The organism is Vibrio rotiferianus (assembly GCF_002214395.1).
GTDB lineage: Bacteria > Pseudomonadota > Gammaproteobacteria > Enterobacterales > Vibrionaceae > Vibrio > Vibrio rotiferianus.
This window is the reverse complement of the sequence record NZ_CP018312.1, coordinates 2,664,744-2,682,890: the sequence shown is the minus strand read 5'-3', so window position 1 is coordinate 2,682,890 and position 18,147 is coordinate 2,664,744. Positions and strand designations below refer to the sequence as shown.

The following is an 18,147-nucleotide window of genomic DNA, read 5'->3' as shown; positions in this document are numbered from 1 at the left end:
GAGTTGTTTAGATAAGATTGATAAGGGGAGTCGTTAACGCGGCTCCCCTTTTGCTTATGGAAGCTGGCGCTTCGGGAGCGCTCTGCTTTTAGAACGCTGCCTTTTTGACCACTTAACCGACCGTTTTCAGCATTTCTGTGATCTCACTAGACTCTGAGGGGATAACTCTATACAATCCGCCCTCGGAGCTGACTGGGTAGTCGCTGCTTTGTTGATGTCCTTCGGGAGACTGACGTCGAAGTCCCTTTGGGAGACTGACGTTGACGTCCTTCGGGAGACTGACAAAGGGGAGGAAAGTCCGGGCTTCATAGAGCAAGGTGCCAGGTAACGCCTGGGGGGCGCAAGCCTACGACAAGTGCAGCAGAGAGAAGACCGCCGATGGCCCTAGGGCACAGGTAAGGGTGAAAGGGTGCGGTAAGAGCGCACCGGACGACTAGTAATAGTTCGTAGCAGGGTAAACTCCACCTGAAGCAAGACCAAATAGGCCTCCACATTGCGTTGCTCGCGTAAGGAGGCGGGTAGGTTGCTCGAGCCAGTGAGTGATTGCTGGCCTAGACGAATGGCTACCGCCGCGCAAGCGGAACAGAACCCGGCTTATGTGTCGGCTCCACCTATTCGAGACCCATCATTACTTCGGTAGTGATGGGTTTTTTGCATTTTATTGACGCAAACTATGTCATTACCAATAAACTTGGCGCTGAATCACGTCTAACTTTAGACTTGTAGTGGCGATGATGTGGGAAATCAGTACACTAGGTCTACATGCCCTAGAAATCGCTTCAAGATCATTCAACGAGAAAGCTATGACCGAAACATTCCAACATATCTCTGTGTTATTAAATGAGTCCATTGATGGCTTGGCTATCAAACCCGACGGTACCTATATCGATGGAACATTTGGCCGTGGTGGTCACAGCAGAACAATCTTGTCGAAACTAGGTGAAAACGGCCGACTATACAGCATCGATCGTGACCCGCAGGCAATCGCTGAAGCGGGAAAAATCGACGACCCGCGCTTCACCATCATTCATGGCCCGTTCTCAGGTATGGCGAAATACGCAGAAGAGTATGGCCTTGTTGGTAAAGTGGACGGTGTATTGCTAGACCTTGGTGTCTCTTCCCCGCAACTCGATGATGCTGAACGTGGTTTTAGCTTTATGAAAGATGGTCCGCTAGACATGCGTATGGACCCAACATCAGGTATTCCCGTATCTCAATGGCTAATGGAAGCCGACTTAGATGATATTACTTGGGTGATTCGTGAGTTTGGTGAAGATAAGCATGCTCGTCGTATTGCAAAAGCAATCGTGGCATACCGTGAAGATGAAGAGAACGAGCCAATGGTTCGTACTGGTCAGTTAGCAAAATTGATCTCAGATGCGGCGCCAAAAAGTTTCAAAGAGAAAAAGCACCCAGCGACTCGTGCTTTCCAAGCATTCCGTATTTACATCAACAGTGAACTAGAAGAAATTGATACAGCACTGAAAGGCGCTGCGAGCATTCTGGCACCAGAAGGTCGTTTGTCAGTGATCAGCTTCCACTCGTTGGAAGACCGCATGGTAAAACGCTTCATCCGCAAAGAAAGTAAAGGCCCTGAAGTGCCACATGGGATCCCGATGACAGAAGAGCAAATTCGTGCACTTGGTAGCGCGAACATGAAGCCTATTGGTAAAGCGATTAAGCCTACCAAGCAAGAGATTGAGATGAACCCGCGATCTCGTAGTTCAGTTCTTCGTATTGCAGAAAAACTGTAATAATCATGACGAAAACCACTCCTAACCTCGCTAAATTGATCGCAATGGATTTGATAACCGTTGGTCGATGGTCCTTATTGCTGATGTTGTTGATATTTGCGTCTGCAATGGGGGTGGTTTTTGCTACTCATCACGCTCGCCAAGCGATTACAGAAAAAGATCTCACTTTAGTTGAGCGAGAACGTTTAGATAATGAGTGGCGTAACTTGATGCTAGAGGAGACCGCGCTCGCAGAGCACAGTCGTGTTCAAGACCTAGCTAAAAAAGAGTTAGAAATGAAGCGTCCTGATGGCGATAAAGAAGTGGTGATCACACTAAAATGATTGGAAAGAAAACCAAGACTAAGCAAGGGAAGACTTCCTCCTCAAAGCCAAAGGTCGATAAGAAAGACACATTGACTAAATCGAGTTCTCCTCAAACAGTCGATAACCCGTTCTTAATTCGATGGCGATTTCACCTCTTACTATTCTTCGTTTTTTGTGCTTTTGCACTGCTGGTTGGCCGAGTTGCATACATACAGGTTGTTGAGCCAGATAACCTGATCAAACAAGGTGACTTACGCTCTGTGCGCGTTAAGTCTCTTCCATCTGCTCGAGGAATCATCTCTGACCAAAATGGAGAGCCTCTTGCTGTCAGTGTACCTGTTGAAGCCGTTTGGGCCGATCCTGCTACAATTTTCAAAGATAAAGCGCTAGACCAAGTTCAGAGCTGGTACGCCTTAGCGGACGTACTGGGTTTAGATCGCCAAGGATTGATTGAAAAAATCAAAAAGAACGAAAAGCGCCGTTTTATCTACTTGCAACGCCAAGTGAGCCCAGCGATGGCAAACTACATTCGTGAGTTGAAGTTGCCAGGCGTTGGGCTTAAGTCAGAATCACGTCGTTATTATCCAGCAGGGGAAGTGAGTGCACACCTTGTGGGCGTTACGGGTATCGACGGACACGGCCTAGAAGGGGTTGAGCGTAGTTATGATAAATGGCTTACAGGCGAAGCTGGCAAAAAAACAATTCGAAAAGACCGATACGGACGAGTTGTTGAAAATATTTCTCTAGAGGAAAAGGAAGAAGGTAAGCCTCTACAGTTAACGATCGATCAAAGACTACAAGCCATCGCATACCGCGCAATTAAGCAAGCGGTCGCTGACCATCGGGCGACATCGGGTTCTGCAGTTATGTTAGATGTTAAAACGGGCGCAGTATTAGCCATGGTAAACGCACCGTCTTACAACCCAAACAACCGCAGTGATTGGCAGAGCTATAAGATGCGTAATCGCATTATTACCGATTCCATGGAGCCTGGTTCAACGATCAAACCATTTGTTATTCTTGCAGCGCTTGAAAACGGTGTTGCTGACAAGGATACCATTGTCGATACCGGGAACGGCATCCTTCAGCTAGGTGGTAGTCGAGTCCGAGATGTATCGAAAGTTGGCAAAGCGAGCCTGACTGAAATTCTTAAGAAGTCGAGTAACATTGGTGTGACTAAGTTGGCGATGCAGATGCCAGTAGAAGCCTTACTTGGACTGTATAGTTCGGTTGGTCTCGGTGAGGTATCAGGGCTCAACCTAGTTGGTGAGGTAACTGGTATATTTCCGACCAGAACGCGTTGGTCTCCAATTGAACGTGCCACCATTGCCTTTGGTTACGGCTTGTCGATAACTCCAATTCAACTTGCTCATGCCTATGCGACATTGGGGAATTTAGGTAAGTACGAGCCTATTCATATTATCGAGAGCAACGATCGAGATATGTCTCGCCAGGTGGTCAGTAAAGAACATGCTCGTCAAGTTCTGGATATGCTCGAAACCGTGACTCAGAAAGGTGGCTCAGCTCGTCGAGCTGCGGTGCCTGGGTACCGAGTTGGAGCAAAGACAGGTACGTCACGTAAGGCCGCCGCTGGTGGTTACAGTGATGAATACATTACGTATACCGCAGGCCTCGCACCCGTGAGTGATCCGCGAGTTGCATTAGTGGTGATTGTTAACGAACCGCAAGGTGATGATTACTATGGTGGTTCAGTCGCATCGCCTGTCTTTTCGGAAATCATGAAGGGCGCATTACAAATCCTTAATGTTGCCCCAGACGAAAATAAATTCCAGCAGTAGGTGTTAACCTGCTGCGATAGCATTAAGAGTTGGGCTGTAGCTCGGAGAACAGATATGACTAAAGCCATCAGTATGGACACGCTGCTTTCAAATTGGGTTGATTGCTCCAGCCTGTCGTCGATTATTGTCTCTGAATTGGAACTCGACAGTCGTAGAGTCCAATCAGGCACTACCTTTGTTGCCATTATTGGCCACGTTGTGGATGGACGTAAGTTTATCCCAGCAGCAATTGAACAAGGTGCAAATGCGGTTATTGCTCAAGCATGTGACCTAAAAACGCATGGCATGATTGAGATTGTTGATGACGTACCCGTGATATATCTCGACGCGTTGGACAAGTGCTTATCTGAAATTGCTGGTCATTTGTATCCTTACCCAAATATGGATTTGATCGGTGTCACTGGCACAAACGGTAAAACCACCATCACTCAGCTCATTGCACAATGGATTGATTTAATTGGTTCAAAAGCGGCAGTCATGGGCACTACTGGCAATGGCTTCCTCAATAGCCTACAAGAAGCTGCAAACACCACCGGTAATGCGGTCGAAATTCAAAAGACATTATCTTCTCTAGCGGAGCAAAAAGCGCAATACACAGCGCTTGAAGTTTCTTCTCATGGTTTGATTCAAGGTCGCGTTAAAGCGTTATCTTTTGCGGCGGGCGTATTTACCAACTTAAGTCGTGATCACTTGGATTACCATGGCACGATGGAAGAGTATGCAAACGCGAAGCTCACCTTGTTTACTCAGCATCAGTGCACCCACGCGATCATCAACGTCGATGACAAAGTAGGAGCTGCATGGGCGAAGAAATTGAACAACGCGCTTGCTGTATCACTTAAACCAACCACAGAATTTTCTCAGAGCGTATATGCAAACCACATCAAGTATGCGGAATCTGGTATTACGATTGAATTTGATGGCAAGTTTGGTGAAGGAACCTTGCATGCGCCGCTTATTGGCGAGTTCAATGCGGCGAACTTGATGTTGGCCTTCTCAACGCTGCTTAGCCTCGGTTTTTATAAGCAAGATTTACTAACGACAGCAAGCCAATTGCAGCCAGTCTTAGGGCGCATGGAATTATTCCAATCAAGTGGTAATGCAAAAGTGGTGGTGGATTACGCGCATACTCCAGATGCACTAGAGAAAGCATTACAAGCTCTGCGTGTTCATTGTCAAGGTGAACTGTGGGCAATTTTTGGCTGCGGTGGCGATCGCGATGTGGGTAAACGCCCGATGATGGCGGAAATCGCCGAACGTTTGGGTGACAAAGTTGTACTTACTGATGACAACCCTCGCAGTGAAGATCCAGCGCTGATCATGAAAGACATGCTGGCTGGTCTAACGAAACCGGCTGAGGCGATTGTGCAGCATGACCGTTTTAAAGCGTTGTCTTACGCCCTTGAGCATGCTTCTTCGCAAGACATTATCCTTCTGGCGGGTAAAGGCCATGAGGATTACCAAATTCTAAATTCTGGAACCGTCCATTACTCTGACCGCGAGTCAGCCATGACACTATTGGGGCTTTCATCATGATCACAGTAATGCTTTCTCAAATTGCGGACATCACCGGCGGTGAGCTGGTTGGCAATGATCTATCTATTGAGTCTGTTTCGACCGACACTCGAGCTATCGAACAAGGTGCTTTATTTGTTGCTTTGGTTGGAGAACGTTTTGATGCTCACGATTTTTGTCACCAAGCGGTGGAGTCCGGTGCGGGCGCATTATTGGTACAAAAGCGTGTTAATGTGAATGTACCTCAAGTCGTTGTTGACGATAGTAAGGTCGCGTTGGGTGATGTGGCTGCCTGGGTTCATAAGCAGTGTGGAACCCCAACCGTCGCGATCACTGGCAGTTGTGGCAAAACGACAGTGAAAGAGATGGTGGCGAGTATTCTTCAGTCAAAAGGCCAAGTGTTGTTTACTGCTGGCAATTTTAATAATGATATCGGTGTGCCACTAACACTGCTTCGTTCTCAGCCGTCAGATGACTACGCTGTGATTGAGTTAGGAGCAAACCATACTGGTGAAATTGCTTATACTACTCAACTCGTCAATCCTGACATTGCGTTGGTTAATAATGTGGCTGCTGCCCACCTAGAAGGGTTCGGGTCAATCGATGGCGTTAAGCAAGCTAAAGGTGAGATTTATCAGGGCTTGCCATCAAACGGTGTCGCGATCGTAAATTTAGACAGTCAGGGTGAGGTAATGTGGAAAGAGGTATTGTCTGACAAACATGTCATTACATTTTCACAAAATCATTCAAATGCTGACTATTATGCGTCTAATATCGTTTTAAATACCTCAGGAGAAGCGAGCTTTGTTCTCCATGATCAACCTCGGCAGCAGAGCTTCTCAATTGAATTGGGTATTATCGGTCAGCATAACGTTGCAAATGCCATCGCTGCTTCCATCATTGCTTTTAATATGGGCGCGAAGGTCGAGGATATTCAAGCTGGTCTGAAGAACTTAAGTAAAGTAAAAGGCCGAGTTGAAGTTGAGCAACTTAATGCTCACGTTAAATTGATCGATGATAGCTATAACGCAAGTGTTCCGGCAATGAAAGCCGCCGTTGATCTTCTTGGTACGTTTCAAGGCCAACGTTGGTTGATTTTGGGCAATATGGCGGAATTGGGAGACGAAAGTCTTGCACTTCATCGTCAAGTCGGAGAACATGCTGCCCCACAAAATTTTGAACATGTGTTGACGTATGGCTGTGATGCAAAGGTTATTAGTGACCTTTGTTCCGGCGTTCATTTTGAAACACATGAAGCGATGATTGACTACATCAAGCAGCACCTTACCCTCGCTAGTTCTGACAACCATACCGTTCTGGTTAAAGGTGCAAACAGTGCGGGAATGTTTAAAATAGCGGCTGCTTTGAAGGAGTATTTTTAATGATTATTTGGCTTGCCGAGCTGCTACAGCCATACTTTTCTTTCTTTCGATTGTTCGAATACCTTTCTTTCCGAGCGATTTTAAGCGTACTAACTGCACTTGGCTTATCTCTTTGGATGGGGCCAATCATGATCAAGCGACTACAGTTGTTGCAAATCGGTCAGGTCGTACGTAACGAAGGTCCAGAATCTCACTTTAGCAAACGTGGTACTCCAACAATGGGTGGTATCATGATTTTGGCTGCAATTTCTATTACCATTCTTCTTTGGACTGACTTATCTAACCCTTACGTATGGGCGGTATTAACCGTGTTATTAGGCTATGGGGCTGTTGGTTTCGTTGATGATTATCGAAAAGTTGTTCGTAAGAACACAGATGGTCTAGTCGCTCGTTGGAAGTATTTTTGGCAGTCATTGATCGCGTTTGTTGTCGCGTTCGCACTGTACGCATACGGTAAAGACACTGCTGCTACTCAGCTGGTGGTGCCATTCTTTAAAGACATCATGCCTCAGCTAGGATTGATGTACATAATCCTGACCTATTTCGTGATTGTTGGTACGAGTAATGCTGTGAACTTGACCGACGGTCTAGATGGTTTGGCGATCTTACCTACGGTTTTGGTTTCTGCTGGTTTTGCTGTGATTGCGTGGGCAACAGGTAATATCAATTTCTCAGAGTATCTACATATTCCGTACCTTCCTCACGCCTCTGAATTGGTTGTCGTCTGTACGGCGATTGTTGGAGCTGGCCTAGGTTTCTTGTGGTTTAACACTTATCCTGCCCAGGTTTTCATGGGTGATGTCGGTTCACTAGCACTTGGTGGAGCACTTGGTACGATTGCAGTACTGGTTCGCCAAGAGCTCGTTCTGGTTATCATGGGTGGTGTGTTTGTAATGGAAACATTATCGGTAATCTTGCAGGTCGGTTCTTACAAACTGCGTGGGCAGCGTATCTTCCGAATGGCGCCAATTCATCATCACTACGAGTTGAAAGGCTGGCCAGAGCCTCGTGTTATTGTACGCTTCTGGATTATTTCTATTGTTCTTGTCTTAATTGGGCTAGCAACACTTAAAGTTCGTTAATTTTTGGACAGGCTTACTGTTTGGAAAGACTATAATTTTGTGATCGAATATGGAACGTTGGCAAAACATACATAAGGTCGTTGTTGTAGGGCTCGGTATTACCGGGCTCTCTGTCGTTAAACACCTAACAAAAACACAGCCGCAACTGACGGTTAAAGTTATCGATACGCGTGCTACGCCTCCTAGTGCTGAGCGTTTACCTGAGCAAGTTGATCTGCACAGTGGTGGTTGGAATACCGAGTGGCTTGCAGAAGCCGACTTAGTTGTGACCAACCCAGGGATCGCCTTAGCAACACCAGAAATCCAAGCGGTTCTTGCCAAAGGCACGCAGGTTGTTGGTGATATCGAACTCTTCGCTTGGACAGTCGATAAGCCTGTAATTGCGATTACTGGTTCGAACGGTAAAAGCACAGTTACCGACCTCACTGGCGTAATGGCGAAAGCTGCAGGTTTAACGGTCGGTGTCGGTGGTAATATCGGTGTTCCTGCTCTCGATTTGCTAGAACAAGACGCAGACTTGTATGTGCTTGAGCTGTCGAGCTTCCAACTAGAAACCACATCAAGTTTGAAGCTTAAAGCGGCGGCGTTTCTAAACCTTTCGGAAGACCACATGGATCGGTATGACGGCATGGCGGACTACCGACAAGCTAAGCTGCGTATTTTTGACAACGCTGAACTGGCCATCGTGAACCGTGATGATCAAGAAACTTTCCCTGATGTTGATATGCCAATTGTCACGTTTGGCTGCGATGATCAAGCCTACGGCCTTGAGTCTGATGGTCAACGAACTTGGCTGCTTGATCATGGTCAGCGTGTTATCGCCAGCGATGAGTTGATGCTTGTCGGAAAGCATAACCTTGCTAACGCATTGGTTGTACTTGCGCTGCTGAAAGCTGCAGGCGTTGATTATTATAACGCTTTGAATGCACTGAAAACTTACACTGGTTTGACACATAGATGCCAAGTGGTTGCGGATAATCGGGGCGTAAAATGGGTGAATGACTCTAAAGCAACTAATATCGCGAGCACTATGGCTGCACTTTCTGGCCTAGAGTCGACAGGTAAACTGTATTTGCTTGTTGGCGGTGTTGGTAAAGGTGCGGACTTCACTCCACTAAAACCGATCTTCGCAACACTTAACTTGCAACTGTGTTGTTTTGGCGCAGATGGTGATGAGTTTATGCCATTGCATGAATCAGCAACTCGCTTTGATACTATGGAAGATGTGATTCAGCAAATATCTTCGCAGTTAAAAACGGGTGATATGGTGATGCTGTCTCCGGCCTGTGCTAGCTTTGATCAATTCGATAACTTTATGGCAAGAGGTGATGCATTTGCAGCTCTTGCTAATAAATACGCATAATTAAAGGTTACACACTTCGTGGGTTTAGGTAACGTTAAACGCAGCATTGGCACTTGGCTTAAGCATCCTGCTCCAGAGGCGCTCTTTGATCGCCAGCTTGTTTGGATTGCGCTGGGTTTGATGTTAACGGGTTTGGTGATGGTGACTTCGGCATCATTTCCAATCAGCTCGCGCCTGACTGATCAGCCTTTCCATTTCATGTTTAGACATGCCACGTTCTTGGTGCTTGCGTTGGGTGCATCATGTGTGATCCTTCAGATACCGTTAGAACAATGGTTTAAGCGCAGTCACTACTTACTAGGCATTTCATTTGCGTTACTCATCATTGTGTTACTGGCGGGTAAATCGGTCAATGGCGCATCGCGATGGATTCCTTTAGGGCTATTTAACTTACAGCCAGCGGAAGTCGCTAAGTTATCGCTGTTTATTTTTATGTCTGGCTATCTAGTACGTAAGCAAGAAGAAGTAAGGCAAACCTTCTTTGGTGGCTTTATGAAGCCAATTATGGTGTTTGCATTCTTAGCGGTATTACTGCTCGGCCAGCCAGACTTAGGCACAGTCGTCGTAATGTTGGTGACCCTCTTTGGCATGCTATTTATCGCAGGGGCTAAACTGACTCAATTCTTAGCATTGATGATTGCTGGTATTGGGGCGGTTGTCGGGTTGATTCTTATAGAACCTTACCGGATGAGACGTGTAACCTCTTTCTTAGACCCCTGGGAAGATCCATTTGGTAGTGGCTACCAGCTCACTCAGTCGCTGATGGCGTTTGGTCGCGGCGAGTGGTTTGGTCAAGGTCTGGGGAACTCAATTCAAAAACTCGAATACCTACCTGAAGCGCATACCGACTTCGTATTTGCAGTATTGGCGGAAGAGCTAGGCTTTGTTGGTGTTGTCTTGGTCCTTATGCTGATTTTTAGCTTGGTACTTAAAGCAGTTTACATTGGCAAACGTGCTTTCGAAGAAGGTGAAATGTTTGGTGGTTACCTCGCGTTTGGTATCGGTATTTGGTTTGCTTTTCAGACTTTGGTTAACGTTGGCGCCGCTGCCGGTATTGTTCCAACCAAAGGTCTTACTCTGCCGCTGATAAGTTATGGTGGCTCGAGTCTTATTATCATGTCCGTAGCAGTATCAATCTTGCTGCGAATCGATCACGAATGCCGCTTGAAGCGCGGCCAGAAAGAATCAGAACAACAAGTCGATGAAGAAAAATAAACATTTGATGGTGATGGCCGGTGGTACTGGCGGTCACGTCTTCCCAGGTCTTGCAGTAGCGAAGCAGCTACAAGAGCAAGGCTGGGAAATTCGCTGGTTGGGTACCGCGGATAGAATGGAAGCCGATTTAGTGCCGAAACATGGTATTGAAATTGATTTTATCAAAGTAAAAGGTCTACGAGGTCAAGGTGTTAAGCGTCTTCTTGCGGCACCATTTCAGATCATCAATGCCGTCATGCAGGCTCGTGCTCATATGAAGCGCTGGCAGCCAGATGCAGTGCTTGGTATGGGCGGTTACGTTAGTGGTCCTGGTGGTATTGCTGCTTGGATGAGTGGTATTCCAGTGGTTTTGCATGAGCAAAATGCCGTGGCAGGCCTCACTAACCAATGGTTGTCAAAAATAGCGAAGAAGGTATTCCAAGCTTTCCCCGGTGCTTTCCCAAATGCGGAAGTAGTCGGTAACCCCGTTCGTGAAGATGTGACCCAGCTCGATGCTCCTGTTACACGCATGCAAGAGCGACAAGGTCCAATTCGTATTTTGGTGATGGGTGGCAGCCAAGGCGCACGCATTCTTAACCAAACTCTGCCAGAAGTAATGGCGAAATTAGGCGAAGATTACTGTATTCGTCATCAAGCAGGTAAAGGTTCTGCTGAAGAAGTGAATGCGGCATACCAAGCCAATGGTGTGGCTAATGCAGAAGTAACAGAGTTCATTGATGACGTAGCACAAGCGTATGCATGGGCTGACCTTTTGGTTTGTCGCTCAGGAGCGCTAACCGTTTCTGAAGTATCGGCGGCAGGTGTCGGTGCCATCTTTGTTCCATTTATGCATAAAGACCGTCAGCAAGCTTTGAATGCGGACCATCTGGTAGATTGCGGCGCTGCAAAAATGATAGAACAACCAGATTTAACTGTTGAGGCATTGACTCAGCAGATCCAACAATTGGATCGACAAGCTTTACTTACAATGGCTGAACAAGCGCGTAGCGCTGCAAAACTGAACGCAGACAAAGTTGTCGCACAGGCCATTGTCGCTTTGACCGAAAAGCGTTAACGAATTATTGAGAATAGAATTGATGACAATCCAACATACACAAGACTTAGCTCAGATTCGCGCAATGGTGCCAGAGATGCGCCGCGTGAAATCCATCCACTTCATCGGTATTGGTGGTGCGGGCATGAGCGGCATTGCTGAAGTGCTGTTGAACGAAGGCTACCAAATCACAGGTTCTGATCTATCAGAAAACCCAGTGACCGAGCGTCTAGTATCAAAAGGTGCGACGGTATTTATCGGCCATCAAGCTAGCAATGTAGAAAAAGCCAGTGTTGTTGTTGTATCCACCGCGATCAATGAAGAAAACCCAGAAGTGATCGCAGCGCGTGAGTTGCGTATCCCTATCGTACGTCGCGCAGAAATGCTGGCGGAGTTAATGCGATTCCGTCATGGTATTGCTGTCGCGGGTACACATGGCAAAACGACGACCACAGCTTTGGTAACTCAAATCTATTCTGAAGCAGGCCTTGATCCAACGTTTGTGAACGGTGGTCTGGTTAAGAGCGCGGGTACGAATGCGCGCCTAGGCTCTAGCCGAATTTTGATTGCAGAAGCGGACGAAAGTGACGCTTCATTCCTGCATCTACAACCTATGGTGAGCATCGTGACGAACATCGAAGCTGACCATATGGATACGTACGGTGGTGACTTTGAAACCTTGAAGCAGACCTTCATTGATTTCCTTCACAACCTACCGTTTTACGGTCAAGCGATTGTGTGTATCGATGATCCTGTGATTCGTGAATTGATTCCTCGTATCAGCCGCCAAGTGATCACTTACGGTTTCTCTGAAGATGCTGATGTGCGTATCGAGAATTACCACCAAGAAGGCCAGCAAGGCAAATTCACCGTAGTACGTGAAGGCCGTGCAAACCTTGATATCACGCTAAACATTCCAGGACGTCATAACGCACTCAACGCATCAGCGGCGATTGCGGTTGCGACAGAAGATGACATCAGTGATGAAGCGATTCTAAAAGCAATGGCTGGCACTCAAGGTACAGGCCGTCGTTTTGATCACTTAGGTGAGTTTGATACTGGTAACGGTCATGCAATGCTTGTTGATGATTACGGCCATCATCCAACAGAAGTGGATGTAACAATTAACGCGGCCCGCAGCGGTTGGCGAGACAAGCGTTTGGTGATGATTTTCCAGCCGCACCGCTATAGCCGTACGCGTGATTTGTACGATGACTTTGCAAACGTACTTGAACAAGTTGATGTGCTAATCATGTTGGATGTTTACGCTGCGGGCGAAAAGCCAATTGCAGGGGCGGATGGCCGTGCTTTATGCCGTACGATTCGCAGCCGTGGCAAGGTTGATCCCATTTTTGTCCCAGAAACTAGCCAACTACCATCAGTGCTTGCTAATGTCATTCAAGAAGGTGACTTAGTTTTAACTCAAGGTGCGGGAGATGTAGGTAAAGTAGCTAAACAACTTGCAACATTAGAGTTAAACATTGAAAAGATGCAGCAGGGATAAGTGCTTTCGTTTACACATAGTGTGGAAAAAGACGCAGATCTCGATTTTGCGTCAGGATAGTTGTGATTTGTCACTATCAATGTTTGATAGTTTACAAGAGCTAAGTATAATCCCAAGGTTAAAGTCAGAGTTTTTACCACCTTGTAATAGATAAGGTAAAACACGGGACAACAGTCAGGAAACAATACCATTGTTAAATATGGCACTGAATGAAGAACCACCACAAAAGGAATTACTCCGTGGTCGTCAAGAAAAACTAATAGGTGCTCTGTTTTTCGTTTTCGTCGTGACTTTGATTAGTTCTGTGTTGTATTCGGCGATCAGTTGGATGTGGGATGACCAAAGGTTACCTCTTTCCAAAATAATACTGCAAGGTAACTTGGAGTATGTCACGGCTGAGGACGTGCAAAGTGCGTTCGGGCGAATCGATCATATCGGTACATTTATGTCTCAGGACATTGATGTATTACAGCAGAGTGTCGAAGCTTTGCCTTGGGTTGCTCATGCCGCAATTCGTAAGCAATGGCCAGATAAAGTAAAAGTATTCTTAACGGAGTATCATCCCGAAGCCATTTGGAATGGCAACGAACTACTAGATAATAGTGGGATCGTTTTTGATGGTGATGTAGGTCTGCTGAAGGAAGAAAAAGTAAAATTATATGGACCAGCAGCAAGTGGGCCGGAAGTCTTAGAGACCTACCGAACATTACAGCCTCAATTTGCAAAACTTGGTCTTGCGATTTCTTCACTCGTATTGAATGAACGTCGTGCTTGGCAAATTATCCTCGATAACGGCATACGTTTAGAATTAGGTAAAGAGTCTCTTGACGAGCGTATACAGCGTTTTTTTGAGTTGTATCATCAGCTTGGCAGTGACACCCAAAGAATCAGTTATATTGACTTACGGTACGATACAGGAGCCGCAGTCGGTTGGTTTCCTGAACAAGAGTTAGAACAAGAGAGTACAGATGACTAAGGCCGCTGATGACAACATTATTGTTGGTCTTGATATAGGCACTGCAACCGTGTCAGCTCTAGTGGGTGAAATTTTACCTGATGGCCAAATAAATATTATTGGTGCAGGTAGCAGCCCGTCACGTGGCATGGATAAAGGTGGCGTGAACGATTTGGAGTCGGTAGTTAAATCCGTCCAAAGAGCCATTGATCAAGCCGAACTAATGGCTGAATGCCAAATTAGCCGAGTGTTTATCTCATTATCGGGTAAGCATATTGCGAGCCGTATTGAGAAAGGCATGGGAACTATTTCCGATGAGGAAGTATCCCAAGAAGATATGGATCGCGCTATCCATACTGCAAAATCGATTAAAATCGGTGATGAACAACGAATCCTTCATGTGATTCCACAGGAGTTCACCATCGACTACCAAGAAGGCATTAAAAACCCGCTTGGTTTATCTGGAGTAAGAATGGAAGTAAGTGTCCATTTGATCTCATGTCATAATGATATGGCACGCAATATTATTAAGGCAGTAGAGCGCTGCGGCCTTAAAGTAGAGCAACTTGTATTTTCTGGGCTTGCTGCAAGTAACGCAGTAATCACCGAGGATGAAAGAGAGCTCGGGGTTTGTGTGGTTGATATTGGTGCTGGCACGATGGATGTATCTATCTGGACTGGTGGTGCGCTACGTCACACTGAAGTGTTTTCTTACGCAGGAAATGCTGTAACAAGCGATATTGCTTTTGCTTTTGGTACGCCTGTAAGCGATGCTGAAGAGATAAAAGTTAAATATGGCTGTGCCCTAAGTGAACTGGTCAGTAAGGATGACACGGTTAATGTCCCAAGTGTAGGAGGTCGACCTTCTCGTAGTCTGCAACGTCAGACGTTATCAGAAGTGATTGAACCTCGTTACTCTGAGCTTATGGGACTGGTTAACCAAACTATCGACTCTGTACAAGCAAAATTGCGCGAAGAGGGCATCAAACATCATTTAGCCGCAGGTGTGGTTTTAACTGGTGGTGCTGCGCAAATTGACGGAGTGGTAGAGTGTGCGGAACGCGTATTCCGCAATCAAGTTAGGGTTGGCAAGCCACTTGAAGTTAGTGGTTTAACTGACTATGTAAAAGAGCCGTATCATTCTACGGCAGTTGGATTACTTCATTACGCAAGAGACATGCAGTCCAGTGATGATGGCGAGTATAATGAACCGAAACGTTCATCTGTTACTGGCTTCTTCGGTAAATTGCGTAATTGGATACAAAAAGAGTTTTAACCTGAGTTGCAGGATAAACGGAGACAACACATGTTTGAACCGATGATGGAAATGTCTGACGATGCAGTAATCAAGGTCGTTGGGGTTGGTGGCGGCGGTGGTAACGCTGTTGAACACATGGTGCGTGAATCCATCGAAGGTGTGGAATTCATCAGCGTTAATACTGATGCGCAAGCACTTCGTAAGACAAGCGTTGGCAATGTGATCCAGATTGGTGGTGACATCACTAAAGGTCTGGGTGCTGGTGCGAATCCACAAGTTGGCCGTGACGCAGCTCTCGAAGATAGAGAAAGAATTAAAGAGTCCATCACTGGTGCCGATATGGTATTTATCGCAGCTGGTATGGGTGGCGGTACAGGTACTGGTGCAGCACCTGTTATTGCTGAAGTAGCTAAAGAGCTTGGCATTCTTACTGTTGCGGTAGTAACAAAACCGTTCAGCTTTGAAGGCAAAAAGCGTTTGGCATTTGCGGAGCAAGGTATCGATGAGCTATCTAAGCACGTTGACTCTTTGATCACGATTCCAAACGAAAAGCTACTTAAAGTACTTGGTCGTGGTGTAACGCTACTAGAAGCTTTCGCAAGTGCTAACGATGTTCTTAAGAACGCGGTGCAAGGTATCGCTGAGCTAATCACTCGTCCTGGCATGATCAACGTCGACTTTGCGGATGTACGCACTGTGATGTCTGAGATGGGACATGCAATGATGGGTAGCGGTATCGCGAAAGGTGAAGATCGTGCAGAAGAAGCTGCTGAAATGGCAATTTCTAGCCCACTTCTAGAAGATATCGATCTAGCAGGTGCACGTGGCGTCCTTGTGAACATCACTGCAGGTCTGGATATGCGTCTTGACGAGTTTGAGACAGTGGGTAACACAGTGAAAGCTTTTGCTTCTGATAACGCAACTGTTGTTATTGGTACTTCACTAGATCCAGATATGACAGATGAAATCCGAGTAACTGTTGTTGCTACTGGTATTGGCAATGAGAAAAAGCCAGATATCACGCTAGTTGCTGGTGGTAAAGCGAAAGTGGCTCCAGCGCCACAAGCTGCTCAACCACAAGCTCAAAGCGCAGCGCCACAAGCTGAAGAGAAACCGGCACAAACTTTGCAGACAAATCCTGTACAAGAGAAGCCACAAGTAACTCCTCAGCCGACAAACACAGTTTCTTCTTCTCCTGCAGCTGGTGGCCAAAGCGCTGCTCCTAAGCAAGAGAAGGAAAGCGGTTATTTAGATATTCCGGCATTTTTGCGTCGTCAGGCTGATTAATTATTAACCCGTAAATTTGACACAGCTCAAAATTATGGTAGCATTCACGGTCGACGTTACAATCGGCCGTGTTTTGTAGCACTTTTTAAGAGGCAAGCAGATGATCAGACAACGTACTCTGAAAGAAATAGTGAAAACAACTGGTGTGGGTCTCCACTCTGGTCGTAAAGTTACGCTTACTCTGCGCCCGGCAGCTGCAAATACAGGCATTATTTACCGTCGTACAGACGTAAATCCTCCTGTAGATTTCCCAGCAGATCCAGAATCGGTTCGCGATACAATGCTTTGTACAGCATTGGTGAATGATGAAGGCGTACGTATTTCAACTGTTGAGCATTTGAATGCGGCACTTGCTGGTATGGGTATCGATAACATTATTGTTGAAGTTGATGCTCCTGAAATCCCAATTATGGATGGTAGCGCAAGTCCTTTTGTTTACCTGCTTCAACAAGCGGGTGTTGAACCACAAAATGCACCTAAGCGTTTTATCCGTATTAAGAAGCCAGTTCGTTTTGAAGATGGTGATAAATGGGCAGAGTTTGTTCCATTTAACGGCTTCCGTATGGATTTCGAAATCGACTTTAATCACCCAGCGATCGAATCAGACGAGCAACGTCTTTTGTTTGACTTCTCATCTCAAGGTTTTGTTCGTGAGATTTCTCGTGCACGTACGTTCGGTTTCATGCGAGATATCGAATACCTACAATCCCAGAACCTAGTTCTTGGTGGTAGCTTTGACAACGCAATCGTACTGGATGATTACCGCATTCTTAATGAAGAAGGCCTTCGCTTTGAAAATGAGTTTGTTACTCACAAAGTATTGGACGCAATTGGTGATCTTTACATGTGTGGTCACGCAATTATCGGTGAGTTCCGAGCGTACAAGTCAGGTCATGGCCTGAACAACCAACTTCTGCGTGCGGTCCTTGCTGATCAAGAAGCATGGGAATGGACAACATTCGAAGAAGAAGCGGGTTCTCCGGTTGCTTTTGCAGAACCAAATATGGTTCTAGCGTAATACCCAACACTCAGACGCAATAAATTAAAAAAGCCAGGCAATGCCTGGCTTTTTACTATTTGCAGATTAGGATTCTTTGCTTTTCTTTTCTGCCATATCAGCAAGACGCTTTAAGCGTTCTTGGATTTTTGGCGGAGCCATGTCAGCAATGATTAATAGCGAGTTTGCTGCCGCTTCTGTCAACGGTGGCCGCTTTGGTTTTTGTTCTTGCTCGTAGTGATTACGGTAGAGAGATGGATTAATCCTTACTTCTACGCTCATCAGTTTTGCATGTCCTTGGCTTCTTAGTTTGTTTAAGATCATCAAACGATCATAATCGATCTTCATTTTGATCGCGGCACTAGATACATCGATCAATAAATGGCCGCCTCGCACGTTTGCCACACGGCAATGATCAGCCGTTCCTTTCGGTAAGATCTCTTGTAACGCTCTGTTCAGTAGTAAGATCTCGCCCGCGTGTTCTTGAAGCTGACTAAGCCGGGATTCAGCGATGAGATCTTCAGTAGAGGTAGGACGGTGGTCGCGCATAGGTAAAAACTAATTTTGTTGAGATAAAGCTATTCTAGAGCAGCTTTCTGCTCAGGTATAGTTTACATTATGGCCTTTAATCTATAGTTGCATATCTCTGATGGATATTTCTGATTGCTTGAGACACAAAGCTTTGGGGATTTTGCATG

At 46.1% G+C, this 18,147-nt stretch carries 15 protein-coding genes and 1 other RNA gene; 15 read left to right on the top strand and 1 reads right to left on the bottom strand.

From position 1 onward, the window contains the following. The first annotated feature begins 184 nt into the window (after positions 1-184). The 15 genes from rnpB (at position 185) to lpxC (ending at position 17,470) form a co-directional block, all read left to right on the top strand. An RNA gene (gene rnpB / locus BSZ04_RS21500) (RNase P RNA component class A) lies at positions 185-613 on the top strand. Positions 614-803: 190 nt separating this feature from the next. Next, positions 804-1,754, top strand: coding sequence for a 16S rRNA (cytosine(1402)-N(4))-methyltransferase RsmH (gene rsmH / locus BSZ04_RS21495; protein WP_010445846.1), 951 nt, complete (start codon positions 804-806; stop codon positions 1,752-1,754). A 5-nt stretch (positions 1,755-1,759) separates the two neighbouring features. Then, the gene (ftsL, locus tag BSZ04_RS21490; RefSeq protein ID WP_010445849.1) at positions 1,760-2,077 is read left to right on the top strand and encodes a cell division protein FtsL; all 318 of its coding nucleotides are present in this window, start codon (positions 1,760-1,762) and stop codon (positions 2,075-2,077) included. Beyond that, complete coding sequence (locus tag BSZ04_RS21485) at positions 2,074-3,858, top strand: penicillin-binding transpeptidase domain-containing protein (RefSeq protein WP_088881336.1); 1,785 nt, start codon at positions 2,074-2,076, stop codon at positions 3,856-3,858. The genes ftsL and BSZ04_RS21485 overlap by 4 nt, the downstream gene beginning before the upstream one ends. 54 nt (positions 3,859-3,912) lie before the next feature. Continuing rightward, the gene (gene murE / locus BSZ04_RS21480; RefSeq protein WP_088881335.1) at positions 3,913-5,394 is read left to right on the top strand and encodes a UDP-N-acetylmuramoyl-L-alanyl-D-glutamate--2,6-diaminopimelate ligase; all 1,482 of its coding nucleotides are present in this window, start codon (positions 3,913-3,915) and stop codon (positions 5,392-5,394) included. Then, positions 5,391-6,755, top strand: a complete 1,365-nt coding sequence (locus BSZ04_RS21475) for a UDP-N-acetylmuramoyl-tripeptide--D-alanyl-D-alanine ligase (RefSeq protein ID WP_088881334.1) — start codon at positions 5,391-5,393, stop codon at positions 6,753-6,755. Before murE ends, BSZ04_RS21475 begins: the two co-directional genes overlap by 4 nt. Next, positions 6,755-7,837, top strand: a complete 1,083-nt coding sequence (gene mraY, locus BSZ04_RS21470; RefSeq protein ID WP_010445856.1) for a phospho-N-acetylmuramoyl-pentapeptide-transferase — start codon at positions 6,755-6,757, stop codon at positions 7,835-7,837. The genes BSZ04_RS21475 and mraY overlap by 1 nt, the downstream gene beginning before the upstream one ends. 49 nt (positions 7,838-7,886) lie before the next feature. Beyond that, positions 7,887-9,200 (top strand): UDP-N-acetylmuramoyl-L-alanine--D-glutamate ligase, encoded by a 1,314-nt coding sequence (murD, locus tag BSZ04_RS21465; RefSeq protein ID WP_088881333.1) that lies wholly within the window; start codon positions 7,887-7,889, stop codon positions 9,198-9,200. An 18-nt stretch (positions 9,201-9,218) separates the two neighbouring features. Then, positions 9,219-10,415 carry a cell division protein FtsW gene (ftsW, locus tag BSZ04_RS21460; protein ID WP_010445860.1) on the top strand — a complete coding sequence of 399 codons (1,197 nt, stop codon included), beginning with the start codon at positions 9,219-9,221 and terminating at the stop codon, positions 10,413-10,415. Beyond that, positions 10,402-11,469 carry an undecaprenyldiphospho-muramoylpentapeptide beta-N-acetylglucosaminyltransferase gene (murG, locus tag BSZ04_RS21455; protein WP_088881332.1) on the top strand — a complete coding sequence of 356 codons (1,068 nt, stop codon included), beginning with the start codon at positions 10,402-10,404 and terminating at the stop codon, positions 11,467-11,469. The genes ftsW and murG overlap by 14 nt, the downstream gene beginning before the upstream one ends. A gap of 22 nt (positions 11,470-11,491) precedes the next feature. Beyond that, positions 11,492-12,952 carry a UDP-N-acetylmuramate--L-alanine ligase gene (gene murC / locus BSZ04_RS21450; RefSeq protein ID WP_162531082.1) on the top strand — a complete coding sequence of 487 codons (1,461 nt, stop codon included), beginning with the start codon at positions 11,492-11,494 and terminating at the stop codon, positions 12,950-12,952. Between the two features lie 190 nt (positions 12,953-13,142). Beyond that, complete coding sequence (locus BSZ04_RS21445) at positions 13,143-13,928, top strand: cell division protein FtsQ/DivIB (protein WP_029560917.1); 786 nt, start codon at positions 13,143-13,145, stop codon at positions 13,926-13,928. Then, complete coding sequence (gene ftsA / locus BSZ04_RS21440) at positions 13,921-15,183, top strand: cell division protein FtsA (protein WP_010445869.1); 1,263 nt, start codon at positions 13,921-13,923, stop codon at positions 15,181-15,183. Before BSZ04_RS21445 ends, ftsA begins: the two co-directional genes overlap by 8 nt. 30 nt (positions 15,184-15,213) lie before the next feature. Beyond that, entirely contained in the window at positions 15,214-16,452 is a 1,239-nt protein-coding gene (ftsZ, locus tag BSZ04_RS21435; RefSeq protein ID WP_088881330.1) for a cell division protein FtsZ, read from the top strand. A 100-nt stretch (positions 16,453-16,552) separates the two neighbouring features. Next, on the top strand, positions 16,553-17,470 hold the full coding sequence (gene lpxC, locus BSZ04_RS21430; RefSeq protein WP_038884189.1) for a UDP-3-O-acyl-N-acetylglucosamine deacetylase: 918 nt from the start codon (positions 16,553-16,555) through the stop codon (positions 17,468-17,470). Positions 17,471-17,536: 66 nt separating this feature from the next. On the opposite strand, the gene BSZ04_RS21425 is transcribed toward lpxC, so the two are convergent. Next, a complete protein-coding gene (locus BSZ04_RS21425) occupies positions 17,537-17,998 on the bottom strand; it encodes a DUF721 domain-containing protein (RefSeq protein WP_010445876.1) in 462 nt (153 codons plus the stop codon). Positions 17,999-18,147 lie beyond the last annotated feature (149 nt).